The 15754-nt window shown below is 39.3% G+C and carries 12 protein-coding genes; 6 read left to right on the top strand and 6 right to left on the bottom strand.

The window, feature by feature from the left end:
• Positions 1-2 precede the first annotated feature (2 nt).
• Positions 3-1898 carry a PrkA family serine protein kinase gene (locus ACHABU_RS05220; protein ID WP_435763014.1) on the top strand — a complete coding sequence of 632 codons (1896 nt, stop codon included), beginning with the start codon at positions 3-5 and terminating at the stop codon, positions 1896-1898.
• Positions 1899-2048: 150 nt separating this feature from the next.
• Positions 2049-3227 (top strand): sporulation protein YhbH, encoded by a 1179-nt coding sequence (yhbH, locus tag ACHABU_RS05215; protein WP_435763012.1) that lies wholly within the window; start codon positions 2049-2051, stop codon positions 3225-3227.
• Positions 3228-3723: 496 nt separating this feature from the next.
• Here the strand turns inward: yhbH and ACHABU_RS05210 are convergent, their stop codons facing one another.
• Entirely contained in the window at positions 3724-4071 is a 348-nt protein-coding gene (locus ACHABU_RS05210; RefSeq protein ID WP_435763011.1) for a hypothetical protein, read from the bottom strand.
• A gap of 121 nt (positions 4072-4192) precedes the next feature.
• Here ACHABU_RS05210 and ACHABU_RS05205 point away from each other — a divergent pair, with 121 nt between their 5' ends.
• A complete protein-coding gene (locus tag ACHABU_RS05205) occupies positions 4193-5605 on the top strand; it encodes a SpoVR family protein (RefSeq protein ID WP_435763010.1) in 1413 nt (470 codons plus the stop codon).
• A 106-nt stretch (positions 5606-5711) separates the two neighbouring features.
• Here ACHABU_RS05205 and ACHABU_RS05200 read toward each other — a convergent pair whose 3' ends face one another.
• From ACHABU_RS05200 to ACHABU_RS05185, 4 genes are all read right to left on the bottom strand, one after another.
• On the bottom strand, positions 5712-6713 hold the full coding sequence (locus tag ACHABU_RS05200) for a GTPase (protein ID WP_435763007.1): 1002 nt from the start codon (positions 6711-6713) through the stop codon (positions 5712-5714).
• Positions 6714-6840: 127 nt separating this feature from the next.
• On the bottom strand, positions 6841-7872 hold the full coding sequence (locus ACHABU_RS05195) for an ABC transporter substrate-binding protein (protein WP_435763004.1): 1032 nt from the start codon (positions 7870-7872) through the stop codon (positions 6841-6843).
• Positions 7873-7942: 70 nt separating this feature from the next.
• Complete coding sequence (locus ACHABU_RS05190; protein ID WP_435763001.1) at positions 7943-8698, bottom strand: ABC transporter permease; 756 nt, start codon at positions 8696-8698, stop codon at positions 7943-7945.
• Positions 8676-9473, bottom strand: a complete 798-nt coding sequence (locus tag ACHABU_RS05185; RefSeq protein ID WP_435762999.1) for an ABC transporter ATP-binding protein — start codon at positions 9471-9473, stop codon at positions 8676-8678. Before ACHABU_RS05185 ends, ACHABU_RS05190 begins: the two co-directional genes overlap by 23 nt.
• 311 nt (positions 9474-9784) lie before the next feature.
• Here ACHABU_RS05185 and larE point away from each other — a divergent pair, with 311 nt between their 5' ends.
• On the top strand, positions 9785-10618 hold the full coding sequence (larE, locus tag ACHABU_RS05180; RefSeq protein ID WP_435762997.1) for an ATP-dependent sacrificial sulfur transferase LarE: 834 nt from the start codon (positions 9785-9787) through the stop codon (positions 10616-10618).
• Positions 10619-10782: 164 nt separating this feature from the next.
• On the opposite strand, the gene ACHABU_RS05175 is transcribed toward larE, so the two are convergent.
• On the bottom strand, positions 10783-12156 hold the full coding sequence (locus ACHABU_RS05175; RefSeq protein ID WP_435762995.1) for a tetratricopeptide repeat protein: 1374 nt from the start codon (positions 12154-12156) through the stop codon (positions 10783-10785).
• 182 nt (positions 12157-12338) lie between these two features.
• Here ACHABU_RS05175 and mbcS point away from each other — a divergent pair, with 182 nt between their 5' ends.
• Complete coding sequence (mbcS, locus tag ACHABU_RS05170) at positions 12339-13910, top strand: acyl-CoA synthetase MbcS (protein WP_435762993.1); 1572 nt, start codon at positions 12339-12341, stop codon at positions 13908-13910.
• 864 nt (positions 13911-14774) lie between these two features.
• Positions 14775-15734 (top strand): dipeptidase, encoded by a 960-nt coding sequence (locus tag ACHABU_RS05165; protein WP_435762991.1) that lies wholly within the window; start codon positions 14775-14777, stop codon positions 15732-15734.
• The last annotated feature ends 20 nt before the right edge of the window (positions 15735-15754 follow it).

The raw sequence follows: 15754 nt of genomic DNA, 5'->3' as shown, positions 1-15754 counted from the left end.
TTATGAGTATTTTAAACAAGGTGAGAAACTATAGGGAAGAAGAAAAGCGCCTGATGTGGGAAGGTACCTTTGCTGAATACTTGGAAATAGTTAGAGAACGGCCTGAAGTTGCTCAAACTGCTCATTCTCGTGTATATAATATGATAAAAGATTCTGGTGTAGCGGAAAGAGATGGCCAAAAGATGTTCCAATTCTTTGGAGAAGGTATCTTCGGGTTGGAGACAGCAATTGAGCGATTGGTTGAGGAGTATTTTCATCCAGCAGCAAAAAGATTGGATGTCCGCAAGCGTATCTTATTATTGATGGGACCTGTCAGCGGTGGTAAATCTACAATTGTAAGCATGTTGAAACGAGGTATGGAACAATATACGCGTACAGATAATGGAGCAGTCTATGCTATTAAAGGTTGTCCGATGCATGAAGATCCGCTTCATTTAATTCCCCAGCATTTACGTGATGATTTTGCCGAAGAGTATGGAATACGTATCGAAGGAAGTCTTTCCCCGTTGAATACAATGAGGCTGGAACAGGAGTATGGTGGTCGAATTGAAGATGTCAGAGTGGAAAGAATCTTTTTCTCGGAAGATAAGCGTGTTGGTATCGGAACATTCAGTCCTTCTGATCCGAAATCACAGGATATCGCCGATTTAACAGGTAGTATTGATTTTTCAACCATTGCTGAATATGGGTCGGAATCAGATCCAAGAGCCTATCGTTTTGATGGAGAACTAAATAAGGCAAATCGCGGGATGATGGAGTTTCAGGAAATTTTAAAAAGTGATGAGAAATTTCTCTGGCATTTATTATCATTGACACAGGAAGGGAATTTCAAGGCGGGAAGGTTTGCACTTATTTCTGCTGATGAACTAATCGTTGCACATACGAACGAATCCGAATACCGCTCTTTTATTGCGAATAAGAAAAATGAAGCGCTTCATTCCCGTATGATTGTTATGCCAATACCTTATAATCTTCGGGTGAGTCAGGAAGAACGGATCTATGAGAAAATGATTAATGAAAGTGATATTGCAAATGTCCATGTGGCACCACATGCTTTACGAGCAGCTGCTATATTTTCGATTTTGACAAGACTGAAGGAATCCAAGAAACAAGGCATCGATCCCATTAAGAAAATGCGACTGTATGACGGAGAAAGTGTAGAAGGTTTTAACCAGATAGATGCAGAGGAATTGAAAAAAGAATTCCAAGATGAAGGTATGGAGGGAATTGACCCCCGTTATGTCATTAACCGTATATCTTCTACGATTATTCGTAAGGAAGTACCGTCAATCAATGCGCTTGATGTATTACGCTCATTAAAAGATGGACTGGGCCAGCATCCATCCATCTCCAAGGAAGATTTGGATAAATATATGAATTATATTGCCGTTGCTAGAAGGGAATATGATGAAATTGCGAAGAAGGAAGTTCAAAAAGCATTTGTCTATTCGTATGAGGAATCGGCTAAAACATTGATGGATAACTATCTTGATAATGTCGAGGCATATTGCAATAAGAACAAATTAAGAGACCCACTTACTGGTGAAGAAATGAATCCGGATGAAAAGCTGATGCGTTCCATTGAGGAGCAAATCGGTATCTCGGAAAATGCAAAAAAAGCATTTCGTGAGGAAATACTTATTCGTCTTTCCGCCTATGCAAGGAAAGGGAAGCGCTTCGATTATAATTCGCATGAACGTCTGCGGGAGGCAATCCAAAAGAAACTTTTTGCAGATCTGAAGGACGTCGTGAAGATTACGACATCTTCCAAGACACCGGATGAATCACAATTGAAAAAAGTAAATGAAGTAATTGCTCGTTTAATAGATGAACATGGATACAATTCTGTCTCAGCAAATGATTTGCTACGCTATGTCGGTAGCCTATTAAATCGCTGATGAAAAAATCGGGACTAACGACCAAGTTAGTCCTTTTTTTCATAGGAATCATTCTTTTTTGGAAATAACTTGTTTGCATGTGCATAGTATAAAGAAAGTATATACCTGAGTTAAAGAGAAAGAAAATTTAAATAATAGGAGAGGATAGAAATGCAGGAAAAACAAGATAAAAATTTCGTTGTCTCCCAGGAAAACTGGTCTCTCCACAGAAAAGGTCATCAAGATCAGCAACGCCACACCGATAAAGTTAAGGATGCAATTAAAAATAACTTGCCGGACTTAATCAGTGAAGAAAATATTATCATGTCCAATGGACGCGATGTCATAAAAATTCCGATTCGTTCCTTGGATGAATATAAAATTCGTTATAATTACGAGAAATCAAAGCATGTCGGCCAAGGAAACGGTGATTCTGAAGTCGGGGACGTTATCGCACGTGATCCGAATGCTGGACCACAGGGGCAAGGTCAGAATGGATCTGGTAATGGTAAGAAGGCAGGGGATAAACCGGGTAATGACTATTACGAATCAGAGGTTTCCATTGCTGAGATTGAAGAAGCGCTATTTAGTGAGTTGGAGTTACCGAACTTAAAAAGAAAAGAACCAGCCGAAATTACAACAGAGAAAGTTGAATTCAATGATGTCCGTAAAAAAGGATTAATGGGTAACGTTGATAAAAAGAGAACCATTTTGACAGCACTAAAAAGAAATGCTCGCGACGGCAATGCAGCAATTACGCCTATCCATAATGATGATTTACGTTTTAAAACGTGGAATGAAGTAATTAAGCGGGAGTCAAAAGCAGTAGTTATTGCGATGATGGATACGAGTGCATCCATGGGGACATTCGAAAAGTATATGGCACGAAGCTTTTTCTTCTGGATGAATCGCTTTTTGCGCACCAAATACGAAACCGTCGAATTTGAATTTATTGCCCACCATACAGAAGCGAAAGTAGTAACAGAAGAAGCGTTTTTCTCCAAAGGGGAAAGTGGAGGTACGATATGTTCTTCTGCTTATATCAAAGCCTTGGAAGTTATTAATGATAAGTTTAGCCCGACACGCTATAATATATATCCGTTCCATTTCTCAGACGGAGAAAATATTTCATCCGATAATGCCAAGTGTATCGAATTGGTAAATGAAATTATGGATTACTCCAATATGTTCGGTTATGGAGAAGTTAATGGATACAACCGTTACTCGACATTGATGAATGCCTATAAAAAAATTGATGATCCAAAATTCCGCCACTATGTTCTAAAAGAAAAAGGCGATGTGTACCACGCAATGAAAAGTTTCTTTCATAAGGATAAAACGATGGTATAGGCTATTCTCGTGATGATTGTTGTTTTTTGATCAGTGCAGAGTTGAGGTGAAATGCGAACTAGGATAAGTAACTTCGGCGACCCGCTCTGGGAAATATACTTCGCTTTCCGTGGGCGGCTGGTGAGCCCCTTCATGCTAACGCATTTCAGTGTCTCACCTATGCCTCTCTTCCCGTTGGAATCTCCGTATATTTCCCAGAGCTGGCTAGAAGGTTGCTAATAATTACTTTACTTGTGTAGCTAATTGCAACATACAGCCTCACCAGTCCGGGTGAGCGAAGGGCGGTGACTCCTGCAGGAATAGCACGTGTCCGAAGTCCAGAAGAGTGGTTTTCTCTTCGGGGCTGAGGCCGTGCCCGCGGAAAGCATCCGCCCGCAGCGATCCCGGACGGCGGGATAGCAGTTACTTCGTAGTTTATAGATTTTGTGAAATAACAAAAATCTTCTAGAAAAGCCATGGTATAAAAGAAAAAAATCCCTTTCGCAGGGATTTTTTGTTATTCCTCTTCAATTTTATATGCTGCACGCTCCGTACTGAGTGAAAATAGGGTGCCATCAAACTTGTATTCCGATGCATCATCCAATGGTATTTCATAAAGAGGAGCCGGGAGTGGTTCCATTTGATTTCCTTCATTTTCAATTTCCCCTTCCCCACTTAAAAGCAGGGAATGCTCCGGCACATAATCATCAACTCTATGTGTGTTGTTGGAATAAGAGACTGAATTCAATTTCATTACGGTTTCATCTAAATCATTAAGTTCCCTTTTTGTAATTTTAATTTTTTTTCCGGCCCATGATTTAAGCTTTTCATTAAATTCTTCTATTGGTAAATACTGCTGTCCCATATGAATCCCTCCTTCTCTTAGATTACCCTGATTTTCCGCTTCATACACCTTATCCAATATTCTAGGACATTATTTCCTGTACCAATCATAAACTGTATAAAGCACTTCTGGAGGGATGAATGTGGAACAAACAAATGAACTGAGTCGTGCAATAGACGAAATAACGGAAATCGCATCCGGATTCGGGTTGGATTTCTATCCGATGCGCTATGAAATCTGTCCGGCAGATATTATCTATACATTTGGGGCATATGGTATGCCAACAAGATTTACGCATTGGAGCTTTGGTAAGCAATTTCATAAGATGAAACTGCAATATGATCTAGGACTTAGTCAAATCTACGAGCTTGTCATAAACTCAGATCCTTGTTATGCATTTTTACTCGACACAAATAGTCTGATACAGAACAAACTGATTATTGCTCATGTGCTAGCTCACTGTGATTTTTTCAAAAACAATGTCCGTTTCTCCAATACGAGAAGGGATATGGTGGAAAGCATGACAGCAACTGCTGAGCGTATTGCTGACTATGAGATGAAGTATGGAAAAGAAGAAGTGGAAAGTTTTTTGGATGCAATCCTTTCCATTCAAGAACATATTGACCCTTCAATTGTCCGTTCCAAATTGCCTGTTGATGCGAAAGATGAAGAGGAAGAAACGGTTCAACCTAAAGCTAGAACAAAGTATGATGACTTATGGAGCTTGGATGATAAGGCTACAGACGAAAAGCCTACGACGAGGAAAAAAACGAAAAAACTGCCACCAAGGCCTGAAAAAGACATATTATTATTTATTGAAGAGCACAGTCGGGAATTGGAGGATTGGCAACGTGATATTTTAACGATGATGCGTGAGGAAATGCAATACTTTTGGCCGCAGTTGGAGACAAAAATTATGAATGAAGGCTGGGCATCCTATTGGCATCAGCGGATATTGCGCGAAATGGATTTAAGTACAAATGATACAATCGAGTTTTCCAAATTAAACGCAGGTGTAGTCCAACCATCAAAAACGTCGATTAATCCATATTATTTAGGGTTAAAAATCTTTGAAGATATAGAGGAACGCTACAATAATCCGACAGAAGAGATGCAATTGTTAGGTTATAAACCGAACTCTGGCAGAGAGAAGATTTTTGAAGTGCGGGAAATTGAATCAGATATTTCGTTTATACGGAACTATTTGACAAAGGAACTTGTACAGAAGGAAGACTTGTACTTGTTTGAGAAAAAGGGTAGGGATTACCGGATTTCTGAGAAGGATTATGAACAGGTGAGGGACCAGCTCATTTCCATGCGCGTAAATGGTGGTTTTCCATATATCGTCGTTGAAAATGGTGATTACATGCGCAACGGAGAACTGTATCTTGTTCATGGTTATGAAGGGATTGAATTGGATATTCGTTATTTGGAGCATGTTTTACCTTATATCCATCAGCTCTGGGGCAGAACGGTCCATATGGAAACGACGATAGAGGACAAAGAGACTGTGTTCACATATGACGGCAAGGACCTGTCGAAACGGAATTTGTAAGCTGACTCGACCTGTGATAATGAAAAAAAGGAGCTTGGAAATCCAAGCTCCTTTTCATTCGACAAAATTCGGGAAGTGACAGGCACTGTTCGGTTTTACTGAGCAGTTATACTTGTTCTTTTGTGTCTTTATTGCGGAAATATTCATACAGAGATTTTAGTGAATTGGCGTCTAACTCAATGTTATTTTCATAAGCATATTTAATTGCGTAACCAAGTGCCATTGTCATACCGCCTGCAATACTTCCACCTACAACGGAACCTGCGCCTGGAATAAATTTGATGACCTGGCGGAACAGCGTTTTACCTATATTGCCTGTAATGGTGGCAATCGCTAATTCCCTTGCTCTTTCCTTGGAAAGGGGCTTTTCATATAAAGCTGCCAATTTGACCATCAACCCAACTTGAATCCCTGTCAGTGGAACAAAGTCAGATCCTGGTATCGGTACAGCTCCTACTGCTGTTGCCGATCCAGTTGCTCCTAAGATCCACTTATTGGCTATGGAAGACTTTTCCTTCACGAGCCTGGCAAATTGGATTTCTTTATGTTTTTTTTTGAGTATGTCCAAAATTTCGTTTCTTAGTTTATCAATATTTTCTCCAGTTCGGGATGAGATTGGAACGACTTTGTAGCTGTTATTCGTATTTTGTTTAACGTAACTGACTAGGCCAGGGATATCATCTGCAGCATCAATCTTATTTAAGACAAATAGGATATTTTTATTTTCTTTGGAAATAATCTCAAATGACTTTTTTTCTCCTTCTGATAATACGGTACCCGCCGCATTCAAGAAGAATAAAATGACATCCGCATGTTTATAAAAATTCATCGTTTCTTGGGAATTTCGATTGTTAATATCATCAAGTCCCGGTGTATCTGCGAAGATAATTTTATCCCGATATATATAGCTATCAATTCCAGTTGTTTCTCCCGGTTTTGCTCCAACCACGGCGACCTCTTCGCCGATGATTTGGTTAATGGTGGAAGATTTACCTGTATTCACATCGCCAATCATGGCAAATAGGATTTCTTCATCTAATTGTGCATTGACTTTGTTTGTTTCCTCTTCGTATGCTTCTTCAAAATCTTGTTCATTGAATTCTGCCAAGACAAACACGCTCCTTGTTCTTTATATTACCAAATTTGTTATGTACTACACCAGTTTTATAGAAAAACAGAAAAGAGCTGTGAATGAGATCGTTCATTCACAGCTCTTGTAATCAAAGTATTTTGTTTTAGTTGCTAGCGCTTGCGTCTGCTACTTTACTTTCGATAAAGCTTGAGTCAACTAAATTGCTAAGATCCGGTTTGTCTTTTAAGAATTCCAGTTCAAAAGATGAGTCGGCAAATTCCTGTAAAACTTTACTGTCAACTTCATAAGTGAAATCTATACGTTCCCATGCACGATCGATGACAGATGCCGAAAGACCTTGACCAGTTATTTCTTCTATTTTTTCGCTTGCTATTGTTTTCGATTCTTCTGGGTTTTGCTTAATAAAATCGGTTGCTTGCTTATGTCCATCCACAATTTTTTGTACGAGCTCAGGATTGTTATCAATTAGATTCTGAGATGTAACGAAAACGGCAGCTGGTAAAGTTTCTCCATAAGCAACTTCAGGAGTATCGATAAGAACTTCTCCGCTTCCTTCCTCTTCAATTACAGAAGCCCATGGTTCAGGAACCGTTGCTGCATCCACTTTTCCTGAAACGAACATACTGTGATACGTAGCTGGTTCACCAGTTACATGCTTCATTTCCCCACCAGTACGATCGGAAGTAAGATTGTATTCCTCGCTCATCTGTGTCTCAAATTGCACATCATGTGTACAACCAACTCTTGGGGAGATAAACGTCTTCCCAGCTAAATCTTCCGGTGTTTCAATACCTGAATCCGTTCTTGTCATAATTACTGTGCCACCAGTCGATCCCCCGGCAACTACATTAATCTCAGACCCACTCGTGTAATGATTCATTGCTGGTCCTGGACCAACAAGGCCACCTTCAATTTCTCCTGCTGCAAGTGCAGTCATAAAAGATGATCCATCAGGGAAATACTGATAATTCACGGTTGTTCCGTCTGGAAAGTTTTGAGCGTATAAATCTTTCTCCTCTGCAACCATCCCGGCAACGTGGTTAATGTTTGGGAAATATCCGATTGTAATCTCCTCCGGTGTACCATCTGTAGAAGCTCCATCATCCGATCCTCCACAAGCTGCAAGTAACAAAACGAAAGCAATAAACATGGTAAATAATAAAGATTTTTTCATGGTTTCGCATCCTTTCCTCAATCTAATTTTTTTCGACATATTTCCACAAAATTTGGGGAGTGACAGGCACCTATAGTCCCCAGCGTTTCATAACGGTTTTTTCCAGTTTTGAGAATACGAGATTATCGACAATAGCTCCTATAACCCCAATAATGATAATAATTGCAATCACTTGATCCATTCGAGCATAATCTTGTGCATAGCTTAACGTATATCCGAGACCCGGGCCGTTACTGAGTAATTCCCCAGCCATTAATGCTCGCCAACTGAAGGCCCATGCAAGGCGGAGTCCGGACATGAAATAAGGAATACTTGCAGGTATTTCCACCCTGAAAAATAATCCGAATCCTTTCACACCCATCGTTCTTGCAGCGCGTACGAAATGTGGTGGGACATTGTGAATTGCCGATCTAACATTCAACGCCATGACGAATGTTCCGCCTAAAACAATTACTGATACGACAGCAAGTTCTGAAAAACCAAAAATCATGATTGCGAGTGGTACCCATACAATGCTTGGAATACTTTGTAAGGCAATTAAATACATTCCTGCTGTTTCATCTGCCTGCTTGGATTTCCCGAGAATAACTCCGATTAGTGTTCCAATCAGAATTGCGAGAAAAAGCCCGCTAAACAGATGCCTGAAGCTTGCTCCTAGTGCAACGAAGAAATCTCCTTCTGCAAATCCTTCGTACAAAGCACCGAACACTTTAATTGGCGATGGAAAGATGATATCTGCAAATATATTTAAAGAATAAATCAACTGCCATAGTCCGATGATAGCGATTAGAAAAACGATTCGTTTAATGAGTAGATTCCATTTCATTGGCTAATTCTTCCTTTAAGACTTTATTTATTTCACCTTCAAGTAAACCCATAATTCTTTCTTCCAGCTCAATAGCTTCTGCCACTCCACGTTTTCGTGGTCGTTGGATGTCAACTGGGATATCGGCAATGATACGTCCAGGTCGAGTACCCATAACAATGATGCGATCTGATAACTTGATTGCTTCCTGGATACTGTGCGTAACGAACAAGATTGTCTTTCTCGTTTCCTGCCAAATTTTCATCAATTCATCGTGCATAATGTGACGGGTTTGTTCATCAAGTGCACCAAAAGGTTCATCCATCAGTAATATCTTTGGGTCCATAGCGAGCGCACGCGCAATTGCGACACGCTGCTGCATTCCACCGGATAACTCAAAAATATAATTCTCTTTAAATCTGCTTAGTTGAACCATTTTTAAAAAGTGATCCGCTATTTTTTCTGCTTCCGTCTGGCTTCTTTTCCCTTTTAATGGAAAAGTAACATTATCACGTACATTGAGCCAAGGGAACAGGGAAGGCTGCTGGAAAACCATGCCACGATCGGGTCCCGGCTGTTTTACTTCTTTCCCTTCAAGCATAATTTTTCCTTCTGAAGTATTCTCAAGACCAGCAACCATCGATAATAGTGTAGATTTACCACATCCCGAAGGACCAAGAATGGAAACAAATTGATTTTCCGGTACGGTTATATTAATCTTGGAAAAAACTTCAAATGTCGTTTGCTTTTCCTCATTATTGAAATATTTCCCTACGTTATCCATTTCAAGAAACAATGAATTCACCCCCTTTTATTTCCTATATAAAATACGTGTTTTAAGCTGTTGTTAATTGATCCAGTTTTAATACTTCATTCTTCATGATTTTTTTAAACCAAGTTTTTAACTTGGAATAGTATAAATTATATTATGTACGAATCTTATAATTTGTCAACTCTTTAAAAAAAATTATTAAAAAGAGGTTATATTATTGACAGTTATTTGTTTGAACAGTAACCTTAAATTAAGGTATGTGAGTACGAAATGAATTCGTTAGACATTGTATCTGAAATGAATGAATATATAACTATAAAGTGAGGAGACTTGATATGAATAAAACACTTAACGAAAAAAACGAGCAGCTTGGTGAGATTCTATCTGGAATGGGACGTGTTTTAATAGCTTTCTCCGGCGGTGTGGACAGTTCTTTCTTATTGAAGCGTGCACAGCAGGAATTAGGGGATGATGTACTTGCAGTCGTAGTTGCTTCTGAACTTTTCCGCAGGGAAGAGTTTGATGGTGCCGTTAAACTGGCAGAAAACATGGGAGTTCGTGTACTGAAAACCGAAATGAAAGAATTGGAAAATCCGGCAATTGCAGCAAATACACCGGAAAGTTGGTACCACAGTAAAAAAATGCTTTATTCTCGCTTGAACAACATAGCAGAAGAAATGGGCTATCACTATGTACTTGATGGCATGATTATGGATGATATGGATGATTTCCGTCCAGGATTAAAAGCAAGAACAGAAGAAGGCGCACGCAGTGTCTTGCAGGAAGCAGGCCTGTATAAACAAGAGATTCGTGAGTTGTCCAAACAACTTGAAGTACCTGTATGGAATAAACCTGCATCATGCAGCTTAGCATCCAGATTTCCTTATGGTACAAAAATTGATCGTGAAAAAGTCAGTCAAGTAAACGAAGCAGAGCTATTCTTAATTAAACTTGGATTTGAAATGGTTCGTGTACGCTATCATGAAAATGTGGCAAGAATCGAAGTTACAGAGGATAAGATTGCAGACTTTATAGAAAAACGTGAACAAATACAAATGAAACTCGTTTCACTCGGATTTGATTATGTATCTGTTGATTTAAAAGGATATCGTACAGGTAGCATGAACGAAGTATTACCAAAAGAACAAATGGAAACAGAAATAGGTTAATCATTATATATGAAAAAGCCGTTCGTACCCTGAGGAAGTTTCTCAAGACTGCGAACGGCTTTTTCTGATTATATCTCCTTGATAAAAATAAAGCTGTTTCCCTAAAAGATTCGTCCCAGCTAAAAGAGATACAGAATTTGCGATCGATGAAAGAGGTTTGTTTCTTATCTGTTCATTTGTATTAGTAATTGTTGATATGCTGCTGCTTCTTCTTTATCTCCAAGTTCCTGATAGATTTTTGATAAATACGTAACAGGCTTTAGATCTTCCGGGTGCAATTCCATTTCCCATTTGAAACAGTCGATTGATTTTTCTAATTGACGAAACTGAATATACAATTCGCCAAGTGCAAATTGTTGGTCGGGGTCCTCCGTCAATTTTTTCATTTTTAATAGCTTCCGTTCGATAGGCAATTGATGCCCTGCTTCACGGAAGGGTTCGAGCCAATCCAGAATGTCACTTAAGCGGTAATCTTCTAAAAAGGCAGATACAAATGGTTTTATCAGTTTTTCCATTTTATGTGCATCGTCCTTGGATAGCTTCAGTAATCTTTTGTTTGATTTCTTAAAATAGGTGGATAATACGGTGGCATCCGCCTGTTCAAAATTTTGAATAATATTCTCTATCTGATTATCGGGTGGCATTAGTTTCGTGGACATTAGGAAATCAGATACGTCATTTGCATTGTCGGAAGCCATAATGACATTCATTAGTTCCTCCTTAACTGCAGGGGTTTGTTTTAGTTCTTGTAAATAGAGAATTTTCGCTTTCTCGGATAAATCAGTGAGCATTGTGAGGATAGCTTCAAAATTGGATTTGCTGAAATTATACCTGAGCATCGTTGTTCGTACAGCCAGTTCATCGAGGGGGCGATTCTGTTCTTTATATAACTGGAGAAGGAGTTCCGTCGATTCCTTTTTCTTAAATAAATCATCAAAGGAAGCAGATTCAAAATTAATCGGGTCTTTTTTATACACATCTTTCATGTTTTGGTACAAGGTGCCATACTGACTAAGCTGCATATCATGCATCATATCATGAGCAAATTTACTTTCGCGACCGACATTGTTGTAGGTTTTTAAAAGCTGATAAGCATTCAGATTTTGGCCATTTCTGCGATATTCGTAATAGGTACGCTTAAATAGTTTTTCGACGGAACCTGTTTTGGTAAATGAATCGAAGTAGGAGATAACCAATGCAGTTTCTAATTTTGGATAGGACTTTTGAATGTTTTTATAGAGCTGGTTGAATGAAATTAGCTGAAAAGATTTCTGGTTTTGCAATAATAGTGAGGTTATCGGGTGAGATCCTTTGAAGTGGATACCTTTTGTAAATGCATGATGAATGTGGGAATTTATTTTGATTTGTTTTCTCTTTGCTCCATTGATAAAATCATTTTTATAAAAGATCAGATAGTAGTAATTGGCATTTTTATCTGTTGCTTCTAAAACTTTACTTTGTTTATAGAAGACAAGCTGTTCAGCGGTAAGTGTAAGGTTTTTCTTATCTAAATGAATTTGGAATTGATTTGTATTCATTAAAAATTCCCCCTTATTTGTAACTATCATACCATAGTAACGATATATCAACGAACGAAATCTTTCAAATAAAACTCATTTCGTTAAGGGATTTACTGCCAGATAACACGTGAAAAAATAATTAATATCTGATATAATGATAAGAAGTTAGTATCAGGTACTAAAACAGGAGGGTGATTTAAGTGAAAAGGGAAGATTTAATTGCTCCAGAAAATTATAATATCGTATTCGAAATTGAAAAATATGCACATGATGTTAATCGTAAAGCGGTTATTTGGGAAGATGAATCCGGAAATAGAAAAGAAGTTACATATGAAATTCTTATAAAGAACGCAAATAAAATTGGCAATCTTTTTAGGCAAAAAGGACTGAAACGTGGAGATAAATTACTCGTTATGATGCCACGAGTTATTGAAACCTATGAAATATATTTAGCTGCCTTAAAAACAGGAATTGTCATTATTCCAAGCTCGGAAATGTTCCGTACGAAAGATCTGCAGTATCGAATTACACATGGGGAGGTTCGTGGAGTTGTCAGCTATGCGGACTACACGGATGAATTTAATGGCGTCAAGGAGTACGATGACTTGGTGAAATTTACGGTTGGTAACAAAGTGGATGGCTGGAACCTGCTTGATGATTTAAAACACGCTGCATCCGATCAACTGGAGATTGCATCCACTACGCGTGATGACATTGCATTTTTACCTTATACATCAGGTACAACAGGTAATCCAAAAGCCGTTATGCACACGCATGGATGGGGATATGCGCACATGCAAACAGCACCATCCAACTGGTTGAGTATTCGTGAAGGGGATACCGTCTGGGCAACTGCTGCTCCGGGCTGGCAAAAATGGGTATGGAGTCCATTTCTTTCTGTACTCGGTTCAGGTGCAACTGGCTTTGTTTATAATGGCAGATTCGAACCGAAAAAATACTTGAGTTTGTTGGAGCAAAATGAAGTAAATGTTTTTTGTTGTACACCGACCGAATATCGTCTCATGGCCAAGCTTGATAATCTATCAGACTACCGTATACCAGCATTACATAGTGCGGTCTCTGCAGGAGAGCCATTGAACCGTGAAGTGATTGATAAATTCGAAAAACATTTTGGTGTTACGGTTAGGGATGGCTATGGACAAACAGAAAATACATTACTACTCGGATTTTTAAAAGGCATGAAAGTAAAACCCGGTTCCATGGGAAAACCAACGCCAGGTAATAATGTCCAATTGATTGATGAAGCTTGTAATCCAGTTGCTGTAGGAGAAGTGGGCGATATTGCCATTCCGCTTGATACACCTGCATTATTCAAAGGATATTATAAAGACCCAGAGCGTACGAAGAAATCGCAAAGAGGTAACTTCTATATCACAGGTGATCAGGCATCAATGGATGAGGAAGGCTATTTCTGGTTTGAAGGGAGAAATGACGACATTATCGTTAGCTCCGGATATACCATTGGACCGTTTGAAGTGGAAGATGCGCTAGTGAAACATCCTGCCGTAAAAGAATGTGCTGTTATTGCAAGTCCTGACGAAGTTCGTGGGAATGTCGTTAAAGCATATATCATCCTTCAGGAAAATGTCGATGCCAGTGATCCAGGTTTGGTAAAAGAATTGCAAAACCATGCTAAGCAATTAACTGCGCCGTATAAATATCCGCGGAAAATTGAATTTATCGATGAACTGCCAAAAACATCATCAGGGAAAATTCGCCGGATTGAATTAAGGCAGCGTGAGAGTAAGTAACTCAACTTTCGCACCAATAAAATAAGTTCGAACAGTTAGCCGGATTAAATTTAGAATGTCTCTAGTCTTTGCTAACTTTGATAAAAAAAGGCTTTTTTTGTATTGTTTATAGCCTCTTAATCATCGCAGAGTTGAGATAAAATGCGAACTAACTTCTGGTTGGTATTCTAACATATGTGCTATTGCTGCCGTCCGGGATCGCTCTGGGCGGATGCTTTCCGCGGGCACGGCCTCAGCCCCGAAGAGAAAACCGCTCTTCTGGTCTTCGGACACGTGCTTTTCCCGCAGGAGTCACCGCCCGCCGCTCACCCGGACTGGTGAAGCTGTGTGATGAGATTTTTATAACAATCACTAATGCAGTTAATCGTTTGTAAGCTTAAAACCAGCTCTGGGAAATATACGAAGACTCCAGTGGGAGGAAAGGCATCGGTGAGACCCCGGAGTGCGAAGCACGAGGAGGGCTCACCAGCCGCCCACGGAAAGCGAAGTATAATTCCCAGAGCGGTCGCCGAAGTTTCTACATACGGATAGAAACCAACCAGCAGTTACTTCGTAGTTTATATAAAATACGATGATAAAAACAGAGAAATTACGAAAAAGTCCTTGCGTATAGATGCATTAAGACTGTTCAGCGCTAATAGTTAATCCAAAGTTAACTTGAGCAGTTTAGCTCCAGTCCTCCTAATTCTACCAAGGCTTGCTTATTTATCCATTTCACTCTGCGAAAGTTGAGTAGGTAATAAGTAAATGAATCCGTTTTAAGCGAAGGGAGATAGCCTCTCTTCGCTTTTTAGTGTTGAAATTTTGTAAGATAGTAAAAGCTCTATCGTGCATGGTAAACTGTTACAAAAGGGAGCGGTCTTTATGAAAATAATTGATACACATTGTGATGCACTTTTAAAACTGCAGCTTGCAAAAAGAGGGCAGTATTTTCATGATCAAAAGCAATTAGATTTTTCGAATGCCAAGGAATTAGACACAAATCTAGAACGTTTAAAGCATGGAAATGTCAAAGCACAATTCTTTGCGATTTTCATTCACCCAGATGTTCCATCAGAAGAAAAATGGCAGCATGCTTTGGAACAAGTCGATTTGTTTTATACAGAGGTCATAGGGAAGAATTCTGAAATGAGACATATTCGGTCATGGTCGGATTTAGACACGCTGAGAGACGGCGAAATTGGCGCTGTACTGACGCTAGAAGGTGCCGATGCATTCGGTAATGATCTAATGAAGCTTCGTCAATTATATCGTCTGGGCGTTCTATCTATTGGTATAACGTGGAACAATGCCAATCTATGTGCGGATGGTGCAGAGGAGCCACGAGGTGGGGGATTAACGCTCCTTGGAAAAGAAGTGGTGAAACTGAATAATGAATATGGGGTATTCACCGATGTTGCACATGCGACAGTAAATGGTTTTTGGGATATCATGGAGCTTGCACAATATCCAATAGCAAGCCACTCCAATGCACGGGCAGTATGTGATCATCCACGTAATTTATATGATGACCAGATAAAGCGTATGATTGCTAAAAACGGTCTGATTCATATTGTTTACAATCCACCATTCATTAATTACGAGCGTGAAGAAGCGACGATTCCAGATCTGATTAAACATATTGATCATTTTTGTTCACTTGGAGCGGTAAATCACATTGGATTTGGTTCGGATTTCGATGGGATAAGCAGTTTTGTCGACCATTTGGAAAATGCAGCTAACTATCAAAACCTAATAAATGAACTGCTTAAGTCTTATTCAGAAGCGGAAGTAAAAGGCTTTGCTTATCAAAATTTTATGGATCAGCGGCCGGGAATGGAATAGGAAGGTATATTTTACTGGAA

Source organism: Oceanobacillus sp. CF4.6 (genome assembly GCF_051262635.1).
GTDB lineage: Bacteria > Bacillota > Bacilli > Bacillales > Amphibacillaceae > Oceanobacillus.
The sequence above is the reverse complement of the archived record's forward strand: the minus strand, read 5'-3'. Positions and strand labels throughout refer to the sequence as shown.